At 63.3% G+C, this 21,322-nt stretch carries 23 protein-coding genes; 12 read left to right on the top strand and 11 right to left on the bottom strand.

Annotated elements, in window-relative coordinates; genetic code table 11:
• The first annotated feature begins 15 nt into the window (after positions 1-15).
• From lptM to ASD01_RS08360, 3 genes are all read left to right on the top strand, one after another.
• Positions 16-210: an LPS translocon maturation chaperone LptM gene (gene lptM / locus ASD01_RS08370; protein ID WP_034806616.1), complete on the top strand. Its 195-nt coding sequence runs from the start codon at positions 16-18 to the stop codon at positions 208-210.
• 72 nt (positions 211-282) lie between these two features.
• Entirely contained in the window at positions 283-1,551 is a 1,269-nt protein-coding gene (lysA, locus tag ASD01_RS08365; RefSeq protein WP_034806740.1) for a diaminopimelate decarboxylase, read from the top strand.
• 206 nt (positions 1,552-1,757) lie between these two features.
• Complete coding sequence (locus ASD01_RS08360) at positions 1,758-4,418, top strand: TIGR02302 family protein (RefSeq protein ID WP_034806614.1); 2,661 nt, start codon at positions 1,758-1,760, stop codon at positions 4,416-4,418.
• A 118-nt stretch (positions 4,419-4,536) separates the two neighbouring features.
• Here the strand turns inward: ASD01_RS08360 and ASD01_RS08355 are convergent, their stop codons facing one another.
• The 3 genes from ASD01_RS08355 to ASD01_RS08345 all read right to left on the bottom strand — a co-directional run bounded on the left by ASD01_RS08355 (position 4,537) and on the right by ASD01_RS08345 (position 6,397).
• Entirely contained in the window at positions 4,537-4,896 is a 360-nt protein-coding gene (locus ASD01_RS08355; protein ID WP_034806737.1) for a response regulator, read from the bottom strand.
• 222 nt (positions 4,897-5,118) lie between these two features.
• Entirely contained in the window at positions 5,119-5,664 is a 546-nt protein-coding gene (gene hpt / locus ASD01_RS08350; RefSeq protein WP_034806612.1) for a hypoxanthine phosphoribosyltransferase, read from the bottom strand.
• 64 nt (positions 5,665-5,728) lie between these two features.
• Positions 5,729-6,397 (bottom strand): hypothetical protein, encoded by a 669-nt coding sequence (locus ASD01_RS08345; protein WP_034806734.1) that lies wholly within the window; start codon positions 6,395-6,397, stop codon positions 5,729-5,731.
• A 307-nt stretch (positions 6,398-6,704) separates the two neighbouring features.
• Here ASD01_RS08345 and ftsE point away from each other — a divergent pair, with 307 nt between their 5' ends.
• From ftsE to ASD01_RS08325, 4 genes are all read left to right on the top strand, one after another.
• Complete coding sequence (ftsE, locus tag ASD01_RS08340) at positions 6,705-7,364, top strand: cell division ATP-binding protein FtsE (protein WP_034806610.1); 660 nt, start codon at positions 6,705-6,707, stop codon at positions 7,362-7,364.
• Positions 7,357-8,379: a cell division protein FtsX gene (locus ASD01_RS08335; RefSeq protein ID WP_034806606.1), complete on the top strand. Its 1,023-nt coding sequence runs from the start codon at positions 7,357-7,359 to the stop codon at positions 8,377-8,379. Before ftsE ends, ASD01_RS08335 begins: the two co-directional genes overlap by 8 nt.
• A gap of 97 nt (positions 8,380-8,476) precedes the next feature.
• The gene (locus ASD01_RS08330; RefSeq protein WP_060528852.1) at positions 8,477-9,175 is read left to right on the top strand and encodes a YdcF family protein; all 699 of its coding nucleotides are present in this window, start codon (positions 8,477-8,479) and stop codon (positions 9,173-9,175) included.
• 135 nt (positions 9,176-9,310) lie between these two features.
• Entirely contained in the window at positions 9,311-10,102 is a 792-nt protein-coding gene (locus tag ASD01_RS08325) for a lysophospholipid acyltransferase family protein (protein WP_034806600.1), read from the top strand.
• 4 nt (positions 10,103-10,106) lie between these two features.
• On the opposite strand, the gene ASD01_RS08320 is transcribed toward ASD01_RS08325, so the two are convergent.
• The gene (locus ASD01_RS08320) at positions 10,107-10,658 is read right to left on the bottom strand and encodes a gamma-glutamylcyclotransferase (protein ID WP_034806597.1); all 552 of its coding nucleotides are present in this window, start codon (positions 10,656-10,658) and stop codon (positions 10,107-10,109) included.
• A gap of 202 nt (positions 10,659-10,860) precedes the next feature.
• Here ASD01_RS08320 and ASD01_RS08315 point away from each other — a divergent pair, with 202 nt between their 5' ends.
• The gene (locus tag ASD01_RS08315; RefSeq protein ID WP_034806594.1) at positions 10,861-11,871 is read left to right on the top strand and encodes a DUF2125 domain-containing protein; all 1,011 of its coding nucleotides are present in this window, start codon (positions 10,861-10,863) and stop codon (positions 11,869-11,871) included.
• A 70-nt stretch (positions 11,872-11,941) separates the two neighbouring features.
• On the opposite strand, the gene ASD01_RS08310 is transcribed toward ASD01_RS08315, so the two are convergent.
• The 3 genes from ASD01_RS08310 to ASD01_RS08300 form a co-directional block, all read right to left on the bottom strand.
• Entirely contained in the window at positions 11,942-12,865 is a 924-nt protein-coding gene (locus ASD01_RS08310; RefSeq protein ID WP_034806590.1) for a prephenate/arogenate dehydrogenase family protein, read from the bottom strand.
• The gene (hisC, locus tag ASD01_RS08305) at positions 12,865-13,971 is read right to left on the bottom strand and encodes a histidinol-phosphate transaminase (protein ID WP_034806587.1); all 1,107 of its coding nucleotides are present in this window, start codon (positions 13,969-13,971) and stop codon (positions 12,865-12,867) included. Before hisC ends, ASD01_RS08310 begins: the two co-directional genes overlap by 1 nt.
• Positions 13,972-14,117: 146 nt before the next feature.
• Complete coding sequence (locus tag ASD01_RS08300) at positions 14,118-14,882, bottom strand: class I SAM-dependent methyltransferase (protein ID WP_089044490.1); 765 nt, start codon at positions 14,880-14,882, stop codon at positions 14,118-14,120.
• Between the two features lie 81 nt (positions 14,883-14,963).
• Between ASD01_RS08300 and gloB the strand changes: the two genes are divergently transcribed.
• Together gloB and ASD01_RS08290 are read left to right on the top strand one after the other, a co-directional pair.
• Positions 14,964-15,734, top strand: a complete 771-nt coding sequence (gene gloB / locus ASD01_RS08295; protein WP_034806583.1) for a hydroxyacylglutathione hydrolase — start codon at positions 14,964-14,966, stop codon at positions 15,732-15,734.
• On the top strand, positions 15,734-16,171 hold the full coding sequence (locus tag ASD01_RS08290) for a cupin domain-containing protein (RefSeq protein WP_034806580.1): 438 nt from the start codon (positions 15,734-15,736) through the stop codon (positions 16,169-16,171). The genes gloB and ASD01_RS08290 overlap by 1 nt, the downstream gene beginning before the upstream one ends.
• A 12-nt stretch (positions 16,172-16,183) precedes the next feature.
• Here the strand turns inward: ASD01_RS08290 and yddG are convergent, their stop codons facing one another.
• Both yddG and ASD01_RS08280 read right to left on the bottom strand, forming a co-directional pair.
• Entirely contained in the window at positions 16,184-17,074 is an 891-nt protein-coding gene (gene yddG, locus ASD01_RS08285) for an aromatic amino acid exporter YddG (protein ID WP_034806577.1), read from the bottom strand.
• 97 nt (positions 17,075-17,171) lie between these two features.
• Complete coding sequence (locus tag ASD01_RS08280; RefSeq protein WP_034806574.1) at positions 17,172-17,948, bottom strand: DUF3108 domain-containing protein; 777 nt, start codon at positions 17,946-17,948, stop codon at positions 17,172-17,174.
• 387 nt (positions 17,949-18,335) lie between these two features.
• On the opposite strand from ASD01_RS08280, the gene rpmB reads away from it, so the two are divergent.
• Positions 18,336-18,626, top strand: a complete 291-nt coding sequence (gene rpmB / locus ASD01_RS08275) for a 50S ribosomal protein L28 (protein WP_034806568.1) — start codon at positions 18,336-18,338, stop codon at positions 18,624-18,626.
• A 171-nt stretch (positions 18,627-18,797) separates the two neighbouring features.
• Positions 18,798-19,439, top strand: a complete 642-nt coding sequence (locus ASD01_RS08270) for a VUT family protein (protein WP_034806565.1) — start codon at positions 18,798-18,800, stop codon at positions 19,437-19,439.
• A gap of 103 nt (positions 19,440-19,542) precedes the next feature.
• Here ASD01_RS08270 and ASD01_RS08265 read toward each other — a convergent pair whose 3' ends face one another.
• Positions 19,543-19,995, bottom strand: a complete 453-nt coding sequence (locus ASD01_RS08265) for a GNAT family N-acetyltransferase (RefSeq protein ID WP_034806561.1) — start codon at positions 19,993-19,995, stop codon at positions 19,543-19,545.
• Positions 19,996-20,265: 270 nt separating this feature from the next.
• A complete protein-coding gene (locus ASD01_RS08260; protein ID WP_034806556.1) occupies positions 20,266-21,270 on the bottom strand; it encodes an esterase-like activity of phytase family protein in 1,005 nt (334 codons plus the stop codon).
• Between the last annotated feature and the right edge of the window lie 52 nt (positions 21,271-21,322).

Raw genomic sequence — 21,322 nt, 5'->3', positions numbered from 1 at the left:
CGAAGGAAAATCACGATGACATTCACGAAGGCGGCCCGGCTTGCACTTCTGCTGGCGATCCCCGGGCTGGTTCTTGTCGGTTGTGGACGCAAGGGCGACCTCGATCGCCCCGGCTCGACCGCGCCGATCAACACCAAGGCGCCGGCAGGAACTGTCGAGCAGAAGGAAAAAGCAGACGAGCGTTCGTTCCTGCTCGATCCCCTCCTCTAGTAGAAATTACGCAATTCCGAACGGAAGCCGCTTCGCACTTTCCTGGAATTGCTCAAAGTCGAGCTGCGTGACGTGAACCATTTTCAATACCGCGACGGAATTCTCTACGCCGAAGATGTGCCGGTGACCGATATCGCCCGCGCCGTCGGCACACCCTTCTACTGCTACTCGACCGCCACGCTCGAGCGCCACTACACGGTGTTCTCCAAGGCTTTCGCCGATGTGGATGCGATGGTTTGCTATGCGATGAAGGCCAACTCGAACCAGGCGGTACTGAAGACGCTCGGCCGCCTCGGCGCCGGCGTCGACGTGGTCTCTGGCGGTGAGCTGCGCCGGGCGCTGGCGGCCGGCATCCCGGCAAACCGCATCATGTTCTCCGGCGTCGGCAAGACGCCGCTGGAAATGGATCTCGCACTGGAAGCCGGCATCTACTGCTTCAACGTCGAGTCCGAGCCGGAACTCGAGGTCCTGAACCAGCGCGCCGTTCGTGCCGGCAAGCGCGCCCATGTGTCCTTCCGCATCAACCCTGATGTTGACGCGAAGACCCATTCCAAGATTTCCACGGGCAAGAAGGAAAACAAGTTCGGCATTTCCTGGGAGCGCGCCCGTGCGGTCTACGCCCATGCCGCAACGCTGCCCGGCATTGAGGTGACCGGCATCGACATGCATATCGGCAGCCAGATCACCGAACTGCAGCCCTTCGACGACGCCTTCAAGCTGCTGCGCGAACTGGTCGATACGCTGCGTTCCGACGGCCACTCGATCGATCACGTCGACATCGGCGGCGGCCTCGGCATTCCCTACAAGGACGACAACAATCCGCCCCCGCTGCCGGACGCCTATGCGGAAATCGTCAAGAGCCAGCTGCAGTCGCTCGGCTGCAAGATCGTCACCGAACCGGGCCGGCTGATCGTCGGCAACGCCGGCATCCTGGTGACCGAAGTCATCTACGTGAAGGACGGCGGCGACAAGACCTTCGTCATCGTCGACGGTGCGATGAACGATCTCATCCGCCCGACCCTCTATGAGGCCTATCACGAGATCCGCCCGGTCCGCATTTCCGCCGCCAACGCGCCGCGCATCCGCGCCGACGTCGTGGGCCCGGTCTGCGAAACCGGCGACTATCTGGCGCTCGACCGCGAGATGGCGATGCCGAAGCCTGGCGATCTCTTTGCCATCAGCTCGGCCGGCGCCTACGGCGCCGTGCAGGCCAGCACCTACAATTCACGCCTCCTGATCCCGGAAGTTCTGGTCAAGGGCGACCGTTTCCACGTCGTTCGCCCGCGTCAGGACTATGACGCGTTGATCGGTCTCGATTCGGTGCCGGACTGGCTCGACTGACCCGTCCGGGCGCGACAACGACAATCTGTGGATCGGCCGCCCGGCCGATCACGATTGTGTTTGCGCCCTCGTCTTCGCCACAAACGATGGTATCCTGAACGCAAGCGGGATAGGCGAAGTTGCGTGCATTTTTGAGCTCGGCCGTCGCCTCACTACATTGGGTCAGCCACAAGCGTTGATGGGCGACCGAAAGGAAACTTGGGCGGATGACGCAATTCCGGCAGGATGAAACGCCACAACCGAAGCCGTTTTCGAGAACTCTGGCGCTGAAGAGATGGCTGGCGCGCGCGGTGCTGGTCGCCGAGCAGGTCCTGCCGCGTATCCTTCTGCCCGGTGCGATCGCCCTTCTGTTTCTTGCCTTCGCCTGGCTCGGCTTCTTTCGCGCTGCACCTTTCTGGCTACATGCGGTCGCGCTCTTTGCCTTTGCGCTAACCTTCCTCGCCTCTCTCTTACCGCTCAGCCGGTTGCGGCTTCCCGGTAATGCCGATGCCGATCGCATGCTCGAAGAGCGCAATGCGCTGCCGCATCAGGCCATCCGCGTCCAGGACGATCGCCCCGCGACCGACACCCCTCTGGGCGAGGCGCTCTGGCGCGAACACCAGGCGCGCATGGCTCGCATGATCGGCACCCTCGAGACTGGCCTGCCGCGGCCCGATATCGCCAGGCACGATCCCTTCGCGCTCAGGGCCGTGCCTGTGCTGCTCGCTTGCGTCGCCTTTGCCTATTCCTATTCCAACCGCGCCGGATTGCTGAGTGATGCGTTCCGGCTGCCGCAGACGTCGATCGAAGCAGCCAATATCCGCGTCGATGCCTGGGTAACGCCGCCGCCCTATACCGGGCGGGCGCCAATCTTCCTGACGGGCAAGCCGGAAGCCGCCGCTGCCGTGAATGAAGACGCCGGGGCGATCACCATCCCGCAGTTCAGCGACATCACCGTACGGGTCACCGGCGCCGGTGCGGACGCGCCAGTGCGCTACGCGGAAACCGGCGGGAGCAAACCGATCGCCATTCCGGTGGCCGGCGAAAAGGCCGAGGAAAAGCAGAGCAAGCCGAAAGTGGACGATGCCAGCCCGAAGGTTGCCGAAATGGTTGCAACGGAGCCGGCGCGCAGTCCGAATGCCGTGCGCAACCACGTCTACAAGGTCGTCAAGGATGGCGAACTTATCGTCGGCAGCCAGCGCTGGGCGTTCAAGATCACCCCGGACGGCGTGCCTCAGATCGCCTTTGACGGAATCCCCCATCCGACCATCAACGCGGCGCTCGAAATCACGTTTACGGCCAACGACGATTACGGCATCGCCCAGGCCTGGGCGGAGATCAAGCCGCTCGACGAACCGGCGGAAGGCGCCCGCGCGCTCTATCCGCTACCGGAATACCGGCTCGATCTGCCGCGCCGTAACGCGCGCGAGGCAAAGGGCACGACCAGCCGAAACCTCAGCGAGCATCCGCTCGCCGGCAAGCGGGTAGCGGTGACGCTCGTCGCCCGGGATGCTGCCGGACAGGAAGGCCGCAGCCCGCCGCACGACATGATCCTGCCTGCCCGCCAGTTCTCGCAGCCGCTCGCCGGCGCCGTCGCCGAACAGCGTCAGGTTTTCGCGCTCAATGCCAACGACCTGCCGCGCGCCATCGACCTCAACGACGCCGTCACGGCGCTTGCTGAGGACTGGATCCCGAACCTCACTCATTTCCTGCTGTTGAAATCGGCGCGCACCCGGATGGCGCTCGCCTATAACGACGACATGTTGCGCGATGCCGCCGGATACCTCTGGGAGATCGCGCTCGGCATCGAGGACGGCGACCTGTCGCTTGCCGAGCGCCGCCTGCGCGAAGCCCAGCAGGCGCTGTCGGACGCCTTGGAGCGCAACGCTTCGGACCAGGAAATCGCCAAGCTGATGCAGGAACTGCGCCAGGCGATGCAGGAATACATGCAGGCGCTCGCCGAGCAGGCGATGAAAAATCCACGCATGACCGGCAAGCTCGACCCGAACAACATCCTCCGCCAGCAGGACCTCGAGAAGATGATGAACCAGATCGAGAATCTGGCGCGCTCGGGCGCGCGCGATCAGGCACAGCAGATGCTCTCGGAACTGCAGCGCATGATGAACAACCTGCAGGCTGGCCGTAGCCAGCAGCAGATGGGCGAGCAGAACGACGCCATGCGCCAGCAGATGGACAAGCTCGGCAAGCTGATGCAGCAACAGCAGCAGTTGATGGACGAGACCTTCAAGTTCGACCAGGCCCTGCGTGACCGGATGCAGCGGGGCGACCCGCTGCAGGGCGAAGACAACGAGCTCTTCGGTCAGGAAATGCCGCAGGACCCAGGTCAGCAGGGCGATCCGAATGGTCAGCCCAACCCACTCGACAACATGACCGCCGAACAGCTCAAGGATGCACTGAAACAGCTGAAAGAGCAGCAGGACGCGCTCGGAAAACAGCTCGGTGAGCTGAACAAGGGCCTGGAAAGCATGGGCATCAAGCCCGGCAAGGGCTTCGGCGAAGCCAAGCGCGAAATGGACGGCGCTTCCGGCGCGCTCGGCAAGGGCCAGGGCGAACAAGCCGTCGGCAATCAGGGCCGCGCGCTACAGGCCCTGCGCCAAGGCGCCCAAGATATGATGAACCAGATGCAGGGCCAAGGTCAGGGCGGCCCTGGCATGGGTGTTCCGCAATACGGTCAAAACGGCCGCGATCCTTTGGGACGACGGCAACAGAATCTCGGCCCGAATTTCGGCGACCAGGTCAAGGTTCCAGACGAGATCGATTCTCAGCGCGCCCGACAAATCCTTGACGAGATTCGCCGCAGGCTGGGCGACAGCCTGTCGCCGGAGCAGGAGCGCCAGTACCTCGAACGCCTGCTCGACATGCGCTGAGCCGAGCGCCCGGCTCAGCCCTTTGCCTCATCACGGCAGAACATGACAACGGCTCCCGTCGCATCCAATCGATGCGCCGGGTCGCGGTCCTGTTGCTGTGGGCCGGCAGGTCTGGCCGTCAGGCGGCCAGCGCCAGCGCGACTGCCTTGCGGATATCGGGAAGGGAGAAGGGCTTGGAGATGACATCGACGATCTTGTCGGTGAGATCGTCAGCCCGCTCGCGCTGCTCGGCATAGCCGGTCATCAGCAGGATCTTCATGGCCGGAAAGGCCGCCGACGCCTGGTGCGTCAGCTCGATGCCGTCCATCACGGGCATACGGATATCGGAGAGCAGAAGGTCGAACGCCTCGGCCTCCAGGCAGGCAAGGCCATCGGCCCCATCGCCCGCTTCGACCGTCTCGTGGCCGTCGAGCCTCAGGGCCCGCGCAACGAAGGAACGCAATGCATCCTCGTCCTCGGTAATCAGGATCTTCGCCATCATGGCCTCCGCGTTCGCTTCCGAGTCCGGCGTTCACGCCGGCACCCGCACCTGATCCAAAAGTACAGCGGGCGTGGATCATCGGGAGACACACTGGCGCTGCAGCGCCGCCGATCCCCGTCGAGAATCACTGCGGCACGCACCAAAACAACCAGTTTTTCGTTTGTGTTCGGTAAACGCCGAACGACTGGATTTCAGGGCGCATGCCCCAAATCGAGACGTTTACTCGGCGTCGCCGGTGACAACACCGACAAAAGGCAGCTCGCGGAAGGCATAGGCGACGTCCATGCCGTAGCCGACGACGAAGTGATCGGGGCATTCGAAGCCGACATAATCCGCCTCGAGCTCGACCTTGCGCTTGACCCGCTTGTCGAGCAGCACGGCGATCGTGACGTTGCGGGCGCCGCGCTCGTACATCAGTTCCTTGGCGAAACGCAGCGTGCGGCCGGATTCGAGAATGTCGTCGATCAGCAGAACGTCGCGCCCATGCACGTCGCTGTCGATATCCTTGGTGATCTTGACGCCCTGCGAAACGGTGCCGGTGCCATAGCTCGACAGCGTGATGAACTCGACTTCCGGTGCCAGACCGGCCGTATGCATCGAGCGGATCAGATCGGCCGCGAAGATGAACGATCCCTTGAGCACCGCGATCACCAGTAGATCCTTGTGCGGGCCGTTGACGATCATTCCGGCGAGCTCGCTGTTGCGGGCAGCGATGGTTTCGGCCGTATAGAGAGGTTCGATATTCTTACCGCGAACAACGGGCATCAAGGCTTCTCCAGCGTTTCATCCGGAAGACCTTAAGCCTTCCCTTTGGCGCCGCTTAGCACAATCAGCGGGCCGAAACATCGTTTTCGGCGAAGGAAACCGTCACATCCGGCATTTTTCCACCCGCATAGGGCAGTCTCGTCATGAAATGACGGCTCTCACCGGGCGCGACGGCAGCACCCTCGGGCATCACCCGTGTCGTCGTGACCTTGCGCCCGTTGGCGGCAATCTCCACCACGACGATCGGCAATCGCTGCTCGATATCGGAGCGATTGTCGATCGAGCCATAGACGGACAGCACACGCATGCCGCCGGAGTAGTCGAGCCCACTCTTGATCCCCGATATCGTCAGCGGCTGGACGTCGGCCTGTCCATCGCCGGCAAAGCCGACGATCGCCAGGAAGGAAGCAAGCGCAACGCCCGCGACCATCCCGGCAAAGCGGCGTGCCGGCATGTCGCGCAGCCGCGTTTCGGCAAGACGCAACAATCGAGCGCCGAGCGACGGCTCCTGCTCCACGACCGTCAGCGTCGGCCGCCTGCGGCTGCCGGTTTGTGCATTGTCGTTGAAAACAGGATAGGGCGTGCGGCGCGACGAAGCGGATATCACCTCGAATTCCGCATCCACATAGTCGGCGCGCCTCGGCGCTGAAGCCCCGTCGCGTCCGCCGCGCTCGGGCGGCAGGAAATCTGTATCGGCGTTGTTGCTGGCGGATTTGGTCCGGAATGCCTGCATGATCATTTCCTCCTGTCCCGCAAGAGAACACGGCCGCAGGCGGCCAGTTTGTCTGCGAAACCCTCGGGCAATGCCAAGCCTCATGCGGTGCAAGAACTAGGCATTGCATCAAATCTTTCCGACACGTAAACCGGAATGGTTAATGTTTCGGAAAGACGTCGCGAAAGCGGCGCCTTTTCATGAAAAATTAACCGTCACTTAACCATGATTCCGCTGGCGGTTTTGCCTTTCTTGGCTGGTCGTCCTATGCGCGGAGGACCGGAACCGGCCGTCGGTTGCAGGGCCGTGAGAGAGACTGGGCTGCCGCTTGATTCACTTTGAGAACGTCGGACTGCGCTATGGCATGGGACCGGAAATCCTCCGGGACCTGACCTTCGACATTCCACGCCGTTCATTCCAGTTCCTGACGGGTCCGTCGGGCGCCGGCAAGACCACGTTGCTGCGGCTTCTTTTCCTCTCGCTGCAGCCGACACGCGGCCTGATCCGGATGTTCGACCGCAACATTTCGTCGATCCCGCGCGAAGAATTCCCGATGCTGCGCCGGCGCGTCGGCATCGTCTTCCAGGACTTTCGCCTGCTCGATCATCTCACCACCTACGAGAACGTCGCACTGCCGTTGCGCGTGCGCGGCAAGGAGGAGACGAGCTACCGTGCAGACGTGCTGGAGCTTTTGAAATGGGTGGGTCTCGGCGAGCGCATCAACGTGCTGCCACCGGTCCTTTCCGGCGGTGAAAAACAGCGCGCCGCCATCGCTCGGGCGCTGATCGACCGGCCGGAGATCCTGCTTGCCGACGAGCCGACCGGCAACGTCGATCCGCCGATGGCAAGGCGCCTGCTCAATCTTTTCCTCGAGCTCAACCGGCTCGGCACGGCGGTCGTGATCGCCACCCACGATCTGTCGCTGATGGACCAGGTGGAGGCGCGGCGCATGATCCTTTCGCAGGGGCGGCTCGACATCTATGAGTGACAGCCGCACGAAACACCAAAAGGATGTGCCCGAACAGGCACCGGAGGCACAACAGCGCCGGACGGAAATGCGCGTGCGCCCGACCGGCCCGATCGTGCCGTCGAGCAATGTGTCCGGCCATGCGCTGATGTGCGTCATCGCCATCATGTCGTTCCTCGCCTGCCTGACGCTCGGCGGCGTCAGCATGGTGCGAGCCACGGCCCAGAGCTGGCAATCGCAGATCTCCCGCGAGATCACCATCCAGATCAAGCCCGACGACAATCTCGACATGGAAAAGGCGCTGGCGGATGCCCGCGACCTGGCGCTGACCTTCAGTGGCACGACGGACGGCAAGATCGTCGACCGGGCCGCCACCGCCCGCCTGCTCGAACCCTGGCTCGGCGAAGGCCTCGATCTTGACGAGTTGCCCGTGCCGCGCCTCGTCATCATCACCATCGACGAAAGCAATCCGCCGGACTTTGCGGCCATGCGCAAGGCGCTGACAGAAATAATCCCGCAGGCTTTCCTCGACGACCACCGCACCTGGGTCGACCGGCTGGTCGCCATGGCCAACACCACGGCCATGATCGGCACCGGCGTGCTGACCCTGGTCTTTTCCGCCATGGTGCTGACAGTGGTCTTCGCAACGCGCGGCGCGCTGTCGGGCAATCGCCATATCGTCGAGGTGCTGCATTTCGTCGGTGCCGAAGCCGGCTTCGTCGCGTCGGAATTCCAGAAGCACTTCCTCAGGATCAGCCTCAAGGGCGCCGGCGCCGGCGGTCTGCTCGCAGCACTTTTCTTTGCGCTCGCGGGTTTCTGGCAGTCACGGACCTTGGCGACCCCCGAGACAGATCAGGCCACCGCCCTCTTCGGTACCTTCACCATCGGCTATGGTGGCTATCTCGGCATTGCCGCGATCATCGTCGTCATCGCCATCCTGACGACCGTTACGGCGCGGCTGACGGTTACCCGCACGATCTACGAAATCGACCTCATCCGTTCGGACCCCGGCCGTACCGACCTCTACCAAAGCTGAGCCGCCTGATGTTTCGCCGCCACTCGATCTATTCCTTGCCGCAATCTGCGGCTATGTGAAGAGAATCATGATGGCGCGAGAGCTACGCGGGAACGGAATGGCCGGAGGAGATAAATGGCACGGGCAAGCCGACGATCGCCGGCGGTCCCGCAGTCTCCTGCGCAAAATCCTCCGCCGAACCTTCTTCGTCCTGCTCCTGCCGCTGGCAATCCTGATCGCCGCCTTCCTGAACTTTGCCGACACGGTCGCCTCCCTGCAGCCGCCGGGTCATCCGAAGGCCGACGCGATCGTGGTCCTGACCGGCGGTTTCCAGCGCATCGACCAGGCGGTCGATCTTCTGAAGGGTGGCGCCGGCAAGCGCCTGCTGATCTCCGGGGTTCACCCGGCGACCACAGGCAGCCAGATCCGCCGCAACACCCAGAGCTCGGCCGACCTTTTCAAGTGCTGCGTAGACATCGGCCATGAGGCGATCGATACCATCGGAAATGCCACGGAAGCGGCGCAATGGATCCATGATCGCGGCTATGCGAGCGTGCTCGTCGTCACCAACAACTATCACATGCCGCGCAGCCTCCTGGAACTGCGCCGCGCCCGGCCGGAAACGGAGTTCATCCCCTACCCGGTCGTCAACTCCGATCTGAAGACCACAAACTGGCTGCGCAATCCGATGGTGCTGAAGTCGATCCTTCTGGAATTCGGCAAGTATACGGTGGCGTCAATACGCGACTTCGCCGGCGCCCGCCCGACCAGCGGCCTGCGCACCGACGCATCGCGCGCGACGCCCGCCGAAGAATAAGGGCCGGCAGGAACAGCCTTCGCCGCTGCAAAGTGAAACAGAGCAGTTTTCCTTCAGCACTTAATCGTGTAGGCAGCGATCAACCGGCTCAAAGACGCCGGTCCCCTTGAGACCTCGCCTACGAGAGCGTGCCTGATGATCGTCTTGCGTTCGATCCTTTTCAACATGGTGTTCTACGCCAACCTGATCGTGCAGATGATCGTGCTGACCCCGATCTACTTCCTGCTGCCGCGCAAGAAGGCGTGGTTCGTGCCGAAGAACTGGGTGCGCAGCAACCACTGGCTCATGGAAAAGATGGTCGGCACGACCTTCGAGATCGAAGGCTTGGAGAATATCCCCGAGGTTCCCTATATCTTCGCTCCCAAGCACCAGTCCTTCTGGGATGCCTATGCGCTGCTCCCCTGGCTCAGCGATCCCTTTTATATCCTGAAGCGCGAGCTCACCTGGATCCCGCTCTTCGGCTGGTATGTGCTCAAGCAACGCATGGTTCCGGTAAATCGCGCGGCGCGCGGCAAGGCGATGACCGGCGTGATGGACCGCACCAAGCAGGAAATGGCAACCGGCCGCGAGCTCATCATCTACCCGGAAGGCACGCGTCGCCCGCCGGGCGCTCCGCCGGAATACAAATACGGCATCGCCCGCCTCTACCGCGACCTCAGCGTGCCGGTGGTGCCGGTCGCCATGCATCCCGGCCTCTTCTGGCCGCGCCGCAAGTTCCTGCGCTTTCCCGGCCACTTCAAGGTTCGCATCCTGCCGCCCATCGAGGCCGGCATGGACCCGGACGCTTTCCTGGCGAAGCTCGTCGAGGTAACCGAGAGGGCGAGCGACGAGTTGCTCGTCGAAACCGTGAAGGCCAATCCGCACCTGCCGCTACCGCCGACCGCCCAGCAGCGGCTGAAGGAACTGAAGGCAGAAGGCCGGGCCTGAACCTTCAGGCCCGGGCTGAACGCGGCGACTGCCGCAGCAATCCGACCACCTCTTCCAGCCAGTGATCGCGGATACCCATCTCCTTGAGATGGGCGAGCGTGTTGAACACGTATTCGCTGTTCGGCCCGGATTTTCCCGTCGAAACCGCGACGATGCCGGCCGCCTCCGTGGTGGTCAGCGAGCCCGCATACTGGACGTGGGCGCGGTCGATGACGTAGGCGAGCGCCGGAACGCGGCGGCCGTCGGCAAGCAGCACCGGCATGGTGCGTTCCTTGTAGACGTGGGTCACCAGTTCACGCTCGCGCAGATAATCGACGACATCCGCCTGCTGTCCGCGCTGGACGCGAAACGCCGTCCCGATGCAGGAGCCGCCGCGGTCGAGCCCAAGCACCAGCCCCGGCCGCTGTTCGGTGCCGCGATGAACCCAGGAATGCACGCAGAGTGAGCGGCGAAAACCGAAGGCGCGTGCCGTGAGCTTCTCCTCGAAGGCAAAGCCCGGGTTCCACATCAGCGAGCCGTAGCCAAAGACCCAAAATTCGTCCATATCCACTGTCATTCAACCCGCGCTGCTGTTCTCACTGCCGAATCACGATCGGTCGCGTGGGACGGTGAGCCATTTTCGGTTTCTACGGCACAGCATCCCGGCACGAAAGAGACAAGGTCGTCCTCCTGCGGCCAAAGGAAAGAATAGTTTTGCGGATCGATGGCGCCACCCGAAAGGCAGCCTCCATCCTGTTTTGAGTGAGGTACCCGCGCCCATGTCGGCCACCGCAGTCTCCAACCCATCGCCGGTCAGCCGGAAATTCCGCTGGCTCCTGGCAGGCATCGTGCTTGTCACCGGCGTTTATTCGGCCGGCTGGTTTCTCGCCGCCGACCAGATCGAGAAGCGGCTTGCGACCCGCCTCGCCGAAGGACAGGCAGCCGGCCTCGGCGGCGAATGCACCAACATGGACGTGCGCGGCTTCCCGTTCCGCATCGGCCTCTTCTGCGACAAGGTCCATCTGGACGACACCCGCAACGGCACCTCGGCCTCGTTCGGAGCGCTGAGGACCGCTGCCCAGGTCTACCAGCCGGGCCATGCGGTGATCGAGCTTGACGGCCCGGCCGAGATCCGGGCTTCCCCCGGCCTCAACATCTTCGCCGACTGGACGTTGCTGCATGCGAGCGTGCGCGCGACCCTGTCCGGCGTTGATCGCACGTCGCTGACCTACGACAACCTGACGGGCCGGTTGCGATTGCCGCTTGAAGGCGACGGATTTGGCTTCGGCGCCAGCCACGGCGAATTGCACCTGCGCCAGAACGGCGCGGATCTCGACGCCGCCTTGAGCGTCGACAAACTGGACGTTCGGCCCGAGGAAGGCCCGAGCCTCGCACCGCCGGCGACCGTCGCCGCCGACCTGACCTTCACCGACCGGGCCGGATGGATGACAACCCCGCCGACGCCTGAGATGTTTCGCGGCAGCAAGGGCGAGCTGAGACAGCTCACCCTCGACCTCGGCTCGGGCATGAACGCCAAGCTTTCCGGGCCGTTCTCGGTCAATGATCAGGGACTGATTTCTGGCGAGTTCTCGCTGACGATGACCAATATCGAGGCCTGGCGCGCCAATCTGGTCACCCTGATCCCGGATGATGCCAACCTCGTCGACAACACCGCCAACATGCTGAAGGCTCTCGCCAACGGCAAGAACGAGGCGACCGTGAAGCTCAACGTGCGCGACGGCACGGCATTCCTCGCCTTCATCCCGATCGGCGTCCTGCCGACCCTCTAGGCTACGGTCCTACGGTCATACACCTCACAGGAAGGAAGACCGCTCCACGGTCTTCCTTGATCTGCTCAGGCTATTTCTGATCCATGGCATGGCGACCGAAGTCCGGCATCGCCGTGTCCTGGCCGGCCTGAATGATCGAGCGGCGAATGGCCCGGGTGCGGGTAAAGAGATCGAACAGCTTGTCGCCGTCGCCCCAGCGGATCGCCCGCTGGAGGTAGGCGAGATCTTCCGAAAACCGCGCCAGCATCTCCAGGATCGCATCCTTGTTGTGCAGGCAGACGTCGCGCCACATGGTCGGGTCGGATGCCGCCAGACGCGTGAAGTCGCGGAAGCCCGAAGCCGAATATTTGATGACTTCGGATTCGGTAACGGTCTCGAGATCGTCAGCCGTGCCGACGATGTTGTAGGCGATGATGTGCGGCAGGTGCGAAACGATCGCCAGCACCTTGTCGTGGTGTTCGGCGTCCATCTCCTCGACCATCGAGCCGAGCGTCTCCCAGAAAAGCCGCAGCCGCGCCACCGCTTCCTCATCCGCGCCAGGGGGCGGCGTCAGGATGCACCAGCGGCCGCGGAAGAGGCCGACGAAGCCGGCATCCGGGCCGGAATGCTCGGTACCGGCAATCGGATGCCCCGGCACGAAATGCACGTTCTCGGGCAAGTGCGGCGCCATCTGTGCGATCACCGAACCCTTGGTCGAACCAACGTCGGTGACGATGGCGCCTGGCTTCAGATGCGCTGAGATCTCGGCGGCAACAGCGCCGGACGCGCCGACCGGTACCGAGACGATGACGAGATCCGCGTCGCGAACGGCGTCCGCCGCAGACAGCGTATAGCGATCGCCGAGCCCGAGTTCCTGCGTCCGCTTCAGCGTCGCCTCGCTGCGCGTGGAGACCACGAGCGTGCCGGCGAGTTGCTTCTCGCGGATTTCGCGCGCGATCGACGAGCCGATCAGACCAATGCCGATGAGGGCGATCGTTTCAAACTGCTGAGCCATTATTTCCGTCCCATGAATTCGGTCAGCGCCGCGATGACGCCCTCGTTGGCTTCCGCGGAGCCGATGGTCATGCGCAACGCATTCGGGAAGCCGTAGCTGCGGACTGCCCTGAGGATATAGCCGCGGCGGGTTAGGAACTCATCGGCCTCCTCCGCCCGCTTGCCGGCCTCGTCGGGGAAATGGATCAGCACGAAATTCGTGACCGACGGCGTGATGCGGAGCCCGATCGCCTCGAGCGCTTCGGCAACGCGGGCAAGCCAGGTGAGATTGTGATCGACCGCCGTTGCGACGAAAGCCTGATCGCGGATCGCCGCCGCACCCGCCGCAATGGAAGGCGCACTGAGATTGAACGGCCCGCGGACACGGTCGACCGCGTCGATCACTTCCGGCGGCGCATACATCCAGCCGATGCGCAGGCCGGCAAGACCATAGATCTTCGAGAAGGTGCGGGTCATTACCACGTTGCGGCTGGCCGAGACGAGCTCAAGACCGGCGGCATAGTCGTTGCGGCGCACATATTCGGCATAGGCGGCGTCGAGCACCAGGAGCACTCCCTCGGGCAGGCCCGCATGCAGCCGGCGGACTTCGTCGACCGGGATATAGGTGCCGGTCGGATTGGCGGGATTGGCGAGAAAGACCATCTTGGTCCGCTCGGTGACCGCGGAAAGGATGGCGTCCACATCGACGCGCGCATCTTTTTCCTCGACGGTCACGGGCGTCGCACCGGCCGCCAGGATCTGGATCTTGTAGACCAGGAAACCGTGCTCGGTGATAATGCCTTCGTCGCCGGGGCCGAGATAGGTGTGGCACAGCAGCCCGAGCAGTTCGTCCGAGCCGTTGCCGCACATGATGTTTGCCGGATTGAGCCCGTGAACGGCCCCGATTGCCTCCCGCAGCGCCCGCGCCTGGCCGTCAGGATAGCGCTCCAGATTGAAGGCCATCGCCTGGAAGGCTTCTATCGCCTTCGGGCTGGCACCGAGCGGCGTTTCGTTCGACGAGAGCTTATGCACCTTGGCGACACCCGGCGCATGCTCCTTGCCCGGCACATAGGCGGCAATGTCAAGGATGCCGGGACGCGGCTCAGGGCTCTTCGAAGCAAGGCTCATCGGGTCAGCTTTCTATGGCCATCAAAATGCCACAGCGACCTTTGTCGCGCCTTGGGAGGCGCGGGGCGCTATAGGCAGGAAAAGAGGTCAAGCCATTACCGGCGCAAGCGGCTTTTGTCGAGGGTCCGCCGCCTGTACGCAGCGCCTTATCGGGTGAGGCGTGGCCGTTCGCGTGTGCTCGGCACGCCCTGCGGCGCCAACACCGGCACGAAGACACGGCGGGACGCACGCGCTGCGACCGGTAGCCCCTGGTAAAGCCGCTTCTGCGCCTCGACGACGATGACGCCTGAGAACACTGGCCAGAGCCAGCGGCCGAGCCGCTCAAAGCCTCGGCGCAGCCGCAGGATCGCCCGGAGCTTCGACGGCGGGAAGAACAGCGCGTCGGCCGTAGCCCCCGGCGTGAAGTTGGTCTCGCGCAACAGCGCCGTCAGCTGCCCGCGCGAATAGGGTCGGCCGGAGCCGAAGGGCGTATGCTCCATGCGCGCCCAGACGCCGCGTCGATTGGGCACGACGATCACGAGCCGCCCGCCCGGCGCCAGCACCCGCCAGATCTCCTTCATCGTCTCGCGCGGACTTTCGGCAAATTCCAGCGAATGCACCATCAGCACCCGGTCGATCGATGCGTCCGGCAGCGGCAATTCCTCGTCGAACACCAGCGCCGTCGAGGAAAGCTCGGCAACCGGCCAGTTCACCGCGCCCTGGCCCGCAGGCATGAAGGCGAAGGTGCGCTCCGTGTCCTTGCGGAACCGCTCGAGATAGGGAACGGCATAGCCGAGGCCGACCAGCCGCTCGTCCGGCAGCCGCGCCCAGACGGACGAAAGCGCCATGGTGACGGATTGCTCCGCCATCCGGCCAAGCTCGGAGTGATAGAATTCGCGAAGGTCGACAATATCGGTATGCATTCGCAACATGTTAGCTTCGAAGCGGTAGACTTCAAGGTAAGGCTCGCTACATTCGGCAGCATCTCCCCTCTCCTGACCGGAGGACCTGCCATGGCCGCGCTCGAACTCGATCTTTTCCTCTGCCGCACCGACAATTTCGGCGTGCTGATCCACGACCCCGAAAGCGGCCTGACCGCCTCGATCGACGCGCCCGAGGAGGCGCCAATCCTGGAGGCGCTGGAACGCCGCGGCTGGACGCTCACCCATATTCTCACGACGCACCATCATGGCGACCACGTCGCGGCCAATGACGCGTTGAAAGCCCGCTTCGGCGCCATCATCATCGGTCCGTTCAACGAGGCCGCGAAAATTCCGGGCCTCGACAAGACGGTGCGTCATGGCGAACGCTTCGAGTTTGCGGGCCGCAACGTCGAGGTGATCGAAACACCCGGCCATACCGCCGGCCATATCTGCTTCCATTTTCCACAGGACAAGCTGCTCTTTGCCGCCGACACGCTTTTTGCGCTCGGCTGCGGCCGTCTGTTCGAGGGGACGCCGGCGACCATGTGGCAGTCTCTCAGCCGGCTGATGGCCTTGCCGGACGACACGACCGTCTATTTCGGCCACGAATACACGCTCTCCAATGCCCGCTTCGCGGTCACCGTCGATCCCGACAATGCCGAACTCAAGGCACGCGCTGCCGAGATCGAGGAAATCCGCTGCGACGGCGGCTTCACCGCGCCGACGACAATCGGCCTGGAGAAGCGCACGAACCCGTTCCTGCGCGCCGCCGATCCCGGCATTCGCGCCCATCTCGGCCTGCGAGATGCCGACGATGCCGCGGTCTTTGCGGAAATCCGCAAGCGGAAGGATAACTTCTGATGGCTGAAGCACAGACGGCGGAAGAGGTCATCGAGGCGCTCGGCCTCACACGCCATCCGGAGGGCGGCTGGTACATCGAGACCTTCCGTGACACGGCCGGCGGCCCGCGGGGCCATTCGACGGCGATCTATTATCTGCTTGAGCGTGGCGACCGTTCGCACTGGCACCGGGTCCGCGACGCCGTCGAGATCTGGCACTACCACGCCGGCGCGCCGCTCGAACTCAGCATTGCCGAGGACGGGAAGCCCCCCGAGACGTTGCGGCTTGGGCCCGACATCCGGGACGGTGAGCGCCCGCAGGGCGTGGTGCCGGCCAACTGGTGGCAGTCGGCTGCCTCCCTCGGCGATTGGACGCTGGTTGGCTGCACGGTCGCGCCGGCCTTCGATTTTGCCGCCTTCGAGATGGCAGCCCCCGACTGGCAGCCGCCGACCCGATAGCGATCTTTCGGACTACTCCGCCGGCTGGGTGGCCGCGGCATCCTTGCGCAAGATCAGATCCTGGGCGGCGAGCACCGCCCCGCCGGTGACGAACAGGCAGGCAAGCGCTATGCGCCAGGATGGCTCGGCAAAGCCGAAGAGGATCAGGATCAGCGTCGAGAGCACCGGTGCTGCATAGCTCGAAACGCCGAGAAGCTGGATGTCGCCGTTCTTCACCCCGAAGTCCCAGGCATAGAAGGCCGCCCCCACCGGCAAGAGGCCGAGGCCCGCGACCGCCAGCCACTCGAAGGTCGTCGCCGGCCAGACCGTCGTTTCGAGCGCGAGATGGCAGACGAAGGACAGGATCGAGGTGGCAAGGCAGAAGCCGGTGACCACATCGGTCGAAACCGCCTCGAAGCGGCGTGTGATCAGCGAATAACCCGACCAGGTAAAGGCGCAGAGGAAGGCCGCGCCATAGCCGATGAGATAGGCACCGTCGAAGGCGACGCCGTTGCGCGCGACGATCAGGATCGTGCCGACGAGGCCCGCAAGCGCGCCGGCGATGTGATACCAGCGCAGCCGCTCCCCCGGCAGCAGTGCCGAACCGACAACGATCAAGAGCGGCCAGAGATAGGCGATCAGCCCGGCCTCCACCGCCGGCGCATTGCGCAGCGCCGTGAAGTAGAGGAAGTGATAGCCGAAGAGGCCGGCAATGCCCGTGATCCAGACCTTCGCCGGCTGCTTGAGCAGCGCCAGGCGCTCCGGTTTTGCCACAAGCACCGCAAGGCCGGGCAGGCTGCCGATCAGGAAACAGATTGCCGAAAGCTGGAACGGCGGCATCTTGCCCGATGCCGCCGTGAACAGCGCGAGCAGCGACCACATCAGGATGGCCGAAAAACCGATCAGAGTTGCCTTGAGTTTCATAGTCGTCCCCGGGCGCGATTTCTCTCAACGGAAACCTGCGCCGTCAAAATCACGGTGCTTGCTGGTATTTAACCTTTTAGTTGCACGCGATCGCGCGTCAACCACCAAATCGCGTCGCCGAGACCGTGACCGGCCCGAGCTTGGTGGGGATGCGGACATAGACGGGGGCATAGACATTCATGGTCTCAGCCTTGGCGAACCAGATTTCCATCGTCTGCAGTCGCCGCAGATATTCGACGTCCTCGCGGCCCTTCTTGTAGCCGGCCTTCGGCACGAAGCGGATGCCGCAGACGATCACCTCGCCTTCGAAGCCCTTCGTCTTGAAAGGCCTGGTGCCCTTCGGCGAAAGCTTGATGTCGAGCCGCGACTCGCCGTCGAAAATCGGCAGGGTGTTGGGGCAGACGCGCGCTTGCGCCGGAATGATCAGCCCCGAAAGCGGATCGAGAACGTTGCGCATGTCGCGCGAGGTGACCGGCACCCAGTTCTTCGGCAAAGGCGTGCGCTTCGGCGTCATGCTCGCATGCACGACATTGCCGTTGCGGTAGGTAACGCTGATCGCCCGGCTCTTCGAGCCACTGCGATAGGACATCGAATATTGCGACGCGCGCAGGTAATCCTTGTCGACAACGCCGGAAACCTGTGTCTGGCCCGACGTGCGGCTGAGGATATCGAGCAGGCCCGCCGATTTCAGCGTCCCCGATATCGTGTAGCGATTCTTCTGAACCTCGGTGTGGAATGAGGCGCGCGCCACCGGCAGACCGGACAGCGAGATGCTGTAATCCGTCAGATGCTCGGCATCGGCGGCCGATGATGCTGTGGAAAACAAGACCGCCGAAAGCAGCATTGCCCCGCGAAAGCCATTTCGCAACTTCATGCCTTTAGGAATCCATCACTTGAACATCGCCGCAATACCCTGAAATGCAGGGTGTTTACGGCTTTTCTGCGCCATTTCGCTGTCGCCGGCTACGCGGTCGGTCCAATCACGGAACCAAACCGTCGTGTGTCCTCGGTCAAGAAATAGCGCATAGCAAAACCGCTTGGAATGGGTCTCACGCACCATTATTGTTGCCCGGATAGCGCTTCGCATGGGCAGATCGGCCGGGAAAAACCGCGGTTTTCCGAGAATGCAAGAGGTTTGGCTTGACGGGCGGGCCGTCTCTGACTATAGAACCGCGACTTTCCAATAATGGCCTAGGAACGCGGCCTGGGCTCTGGGCCCGCTACCGCATTGTCCGGCGGCGATAAAGAGAATAGGTGTACCATGTCCCGTAGTTGCGAATTGACCGGCAAGGGCGTCCAGTCGGGCAACAATGTAAGCCACGCCAACAACAAGACCAAGCGCCGGTTCCTTCCGAACCTGTGCAACGTCACGCTGATTTCCGATGCTCTCGGCCAGCGCTACCGCCTGCGCGTTTCCGCAGCTGCTCTCCGCTCGGTTGAACACCGTGGCGGCCTCGACGCCTTCCTGCTGAAGTCGGACGAGAACGAGCTGAGCATGCGCGCTCGCCTGCTGCGTCGCCAGATCGTCAAGAAGGTTGCTGAAGCCGCCTAATCGGCGCCAGCGCACCGTCTTTGACACGCGTTTAAAAGGCTTGCGGGTTCATCCGGCAAGCCTTTTTCTCGTGCGCACGTTTCTTAACCGATACGCGCTTTTGCCTTCATCGGCCGGGTGCACTGCCCTGCTTTCATCCCTCTAGCTGGTGGCATACCCCAGGATAAAAAAATGCTGATCAACCGCACTTTCTTCGTCTATGTCGCGCTGATGACCCTCGTGGTCGTCGCCTCGAACATCCTCGTTCAGTTTCCGCTACCGGGCTCGATTGCCGGTATGCAGCTCGGCGATCTCCTCACCTGGGGCGCCTTCAGCTATCCCTTCGCCTTCCTGGTGACCGACCTTACCAACCGCCAGTTCGGGCCGCGCATCGCGCGTCGCGTGGTAGTCGCAGGCTTCATCGTCGCCATTCTGCTCTCCATCGTCGCCGCCACGCCGCGCATCGCTATCGCGTCGGGCTCGGCCTTCCTGTTCGGTCAACTCCTGGACATATCGGTGTTCAACCGGCTCCGCCGTCAGAGCTGGTGGCATGCGCCGCTCGCAGGCTCGCTGATCGGCTCGGCGCTCGATACCGCAATGTTCTTCTCCTTTGCGTTCGCACCGTTCTTCGTGTTCTTCGGCCCGAACGACAGCTTTGCGCTGGAAACCGCACCGCTCCTCGGCGTACTTGCGGCTGAAGCACCGCGCTGGATCTCCTGGGCGGTCGGTGACTTGAGCGTGAAGATCCTCTGCGGCCTCGTCATGCTGCTCCCCTATGGCGCGCTGATGAGCATCGTGAAGCCCATGCCCGCTGCGGAAAAGCAGGCGGCCTAAGGGCCGCCTGCCGGCACGCCTCGGCCCGCGCCGAAGCGGCGACCGGGCGTCGATTGCAAGGCGCGGGGAAGAGCAGCAGCCGCCCTTCCCCGCGCCTCACCTTCTAGCGCTGCTTCAAAAGCATCTGAGCGTTTTCGAATGGCAGCCCTTCGTCGTCTTCCGACCGCCGGGACTGTTCTTCAAAGCCGAGGTTCTCGTAGAAGGCATAGGCCTGCGAATTGGCGGTGTAGACCTCCAAGCGGAGCTGCCCCTTCAGCTGCAGGGCATGCGAAACCAACAAGCGGCCGATGCCGGCACCCTGGTGTCGCGGCGAGACAAACAGCCCGCCGATGAAATCGTCGAGCAAGCTGACGAACCCGGCCGGTTCGCCGTCCCGGATGGCGACCCAAGTCTCCGCGTTCGGCAGATAGACGGTCTCGATCAACAGGCGCTGTTCACGCAACCGCGCCTCGCCGACAAAAGCGTGCGCCGTTATCGAGGCCTCGAACCAGATGGCCGACAGTTCTTCCAAATCCGCAGCACGATAGGCGCGGATCATCAAATCCATTTTTTTCATGGTTTTTCCGTTCAATAGATATGCGTCAAGAGGGACGCCTGTTCGGCGCCTTGAACAACCGCGAATGCGGGTAAATTTTCAGCCTCTGCGCATAAATCTCCTTCAACGGACAATCGGCCAATAGGCCTTTGCCGGGACACCGTCAAGCATCGGACGGGCTTGTTCGGGCCTCTGCGCAGCCGCGCCGAGCGAGACGGCTCGATCCTTCACCGGCTCTTGGCCGGATCTCCACACGATCGGGCGGATCGCACTGTTCAGGAGTTGGCTGGCTTACTGTGTCAGCGCGGTGTTGAGCCGGAACTCCAGCATCAGGTTGCGCTCGAGGATCGAATGGTTGTCGTCGGAGACGACGATGACCCGCACGTCGCCGTCGGGACGCACGACGACGTCGAGGCCTTCCATGTTGTCGATCTGGTAGCCCATGTCCGCTTCGAAGAGGACTTCGCCGTCGACGACCGCGCCGGGCTTGATCTTATCGCCTGGGACCCGACGGATCTGCATGCCGAGACCCGAGCCGAAGGAGAAACGTCGCTCCAGCAGCAAGAGGTCGCCGTTCGGCAGGAAGGCGCCATCGGTTGCCGCATAGGGATCCTTGCGCACGACGCTGAATGCGCCGCGCTGTGGCCCGTCGAGGATACCGGCCAAAAGATTGTCCGCCTTGTCGACGCTGCGTTCGGCAATGGCGATCATGGCGCCCGCGAGGGGGCTGTCCTTCGGCGAGACCGCGATCGTCTCAATGCCGGCGTTGCTGCGCAGCTCGCTGATCGGAAACGGCAATGCCAGGCTTCCGATCGGCTTCGAGCCGGCAAAACCCGGATCCGGATAGATGTCGATGCGATGGGCCTGCTCGTAACTGACGATCGCCTGGCCTTCTCGAAGGGCAAGCCCTTCGGAATCCACCTTCCATTTCGCCAGGCCGACATCACCGTTACGATCCGCCATCGGCGTGGCGGTCAGGTTGGTGATACCGGAAAGCCGACCCTGCTCGTCGCGGGTTACCGCACCTTCCAGCCAGTGGCCGGTATCCATGACGGCGACGAAAGAGCTGCCGTCAGGACGAAAGCGGATTGCCGAAACCGCGCCGAACAGCGGATTTGACGAGGTCATCTCCAGACCACCGAGAAACTCCAGGGCGCCAAACCGTGTGGCGCTGGAACCCACAGCGAAATTACTGATCTGGCGGCTGCGGATCGGCAGGTCTTCGCTATCGGAAGCGGACCATGCCGGGCAGGCCGAAGCCAGGAGGAAAAGGGCTAGGAGACCGCGGCCAAGCATCAAGAGAAGTACCTTCAGGGGGCATCGGGAATGACGCGGCGTGCGCTCAAAG

The sequence above is a fragment of the Ensifer sp. Root423 genome, assembly GCF_001426275.1.
Lineage (GTDB): Bacteria > Pseudomonadota > Alphaproteobacteria > Rhizobiales > Rhizobiaceae > Ensifer > Ensifer adhaerens.
Note: the sequence above shows the minus strand (reverse complement) of the source record. Positions and strands in the feature narration are given on the sequence as shown.

What these genes read in the sequence shown, in the direction of transcription:
- ASD01_RS08355 (WP_034806737.1), bottom strand. Translation starts at nt 4,896, where the DNA reads ATGGCGAAGATCCTGATTACCGAGGACGAGGATGCATTGCGTTCCTTC.
- ASD01_RS08280 (WP_034806574.1), bottom strand. Translation starts at nt 17,948, where the DNA reads ATGAAGTTGCGAAATGGCTTTCGCGGGGCAATGCTGCTTTCGGCGGTC.
- ASD01_RS08265 (WP_034806561.1), bottom strand. Translation starts at nt 19,995, where the DNA reads ATGAAAAAAATGGATTTGATGATCCGCGCCTATCGTGCTGCGGATTTG.
- ASD01_RS08345 (WP_034806734.1), bottom strand. Translation starts at nt 6,397, where the DNA reads ATGCAGGCATTCCGGACCAAATCCGCCAGCAACAACGCCGATACAGAT.
- ASD01_RS08330 (WP_060528852.1), top strand. Translation starts at nt 8,477, where the DNA reads ATGGCCGGAGGAGATAAATGGCACGGGCAAGCCGACGATCGCCGGCGG.
- ASD01_RS08320 (WP_034806597.1), bottom strand. Translation starts at nt 10,658, where the DNA reads ATGACAGTGGATATGGACGAATTTTGGGTCTTTGGCTACGGCTCGCTG.
- ASD01_RS08290 (WP_034806580.1), top strand. Translation starts at nt 15,734, where the DNA reads ATGGCTGAAGCACAGACGGCGGAAGAGGTCATCGAGGCGCTCGGCCTC.
- ASD01_RS08300 (WP_089044490.1), bottom strand. Translation starts at nt 14,882, where the DNA reads ATGTTGCGAATGCATACCGATATTGTCGACCTTCGCGAATTCTATCAC.
- ASD01_RS08310 (WP_034806590.1), bottom strand. Translation starts at nt 12,865, where the DNA reads ATGGCTCAGCAGTTTGAAACGATCGCCCTCATCGGCATTGGTCTGATC.
- hpt (WP_034806612.1), bottom strand. Translation starts at nt 5,664, where the DNA reads ATGCCCGTTGTTCGCGGTAAGAATATCGAACCTCTCTATACGGCCGAA.
- ASD01_RS08260 (WP_034806556.1), bottom strand. Translation starts at nt 21,270, where the DNA reads ATGCTTGGCCGCGGTCTCCTAGCCCTTTTCCTCCTGGCTTCGGCCTGC.
- lptM (WP_034806616.1), top strand. Translation starts at nt 16, where the DNA reads ATGACATTCACGAAGGCGGCCCGGCTTGCACTTCTGCTGGCGATCCCC.
- ASD01_RS08315 (WP_034806594.1), top strand. Translation starts at nt 10,861, where the DNA reads ATGTCGGCCACCGCAGTCTCCAACCCATCGCCGGTCAGCCGGAAATTC.
- ASD01_RS08325 (WP_034806600.1), top strand. Translation starts at nt 9,311, where the DNA reads ATGATCGTCTTGCGTTCGATCCTTTTCAACATGGTGTTCTACGCCAAC.
- ASD01_RS08270 (WP_034806565.1), top strand. Translation starts at nt 18,798, where the DNA reads ATGCTGATCAACCGCACTTTCTTCGTCTATGTCGCGCTGATGACCCTC.
- rpmB (WP_034806568.1), top strand. Translation starts at nt 18,336, where the DNA reads ATGTCCCGTAGTTGCGAATTGACCGGCAAGGGCGTCCAGTCGGGCAAC.
- hisC (WP_034806587.1), bottom strand. Translation starts at nt 13,971, where the DNA reads ATGAGCCTTGCTTCGAAGAGCCCTGAGCCGCGTCCCGGCATCCTTGAC.
- ASD01_RS08360 (WP_034806614.1), top strand. Translation starts at nt 1,758, where the DNA reads ATGACGCAATTCCGGCAGGATGAAACGCCACAACCGAAGCCGTTTTCG.
- ASD01_RS08335 (WP_034806606.1), top strand. Translation starts at nt 7,357, where the DNA reads ATGAGTGACAGCCGCACGAAACACCAAAAGGATGTGCCCGAACAGGCA.
- gloB (WP_034806583.1), top strand. Translation starts at nt 14,964, where the DNA reads ATGGCCGCGCTCGAACTCGATCTTTTCCTCTGCCGCACCGACAATTTC.
- yddG (WP_034806577.1), bottom strand. Translation starts at nt 17,074, where the DNA reads ATGAAACTCAAGGCAACTCTGATCGGTTTTTCGGCCATCCTGATGTGG.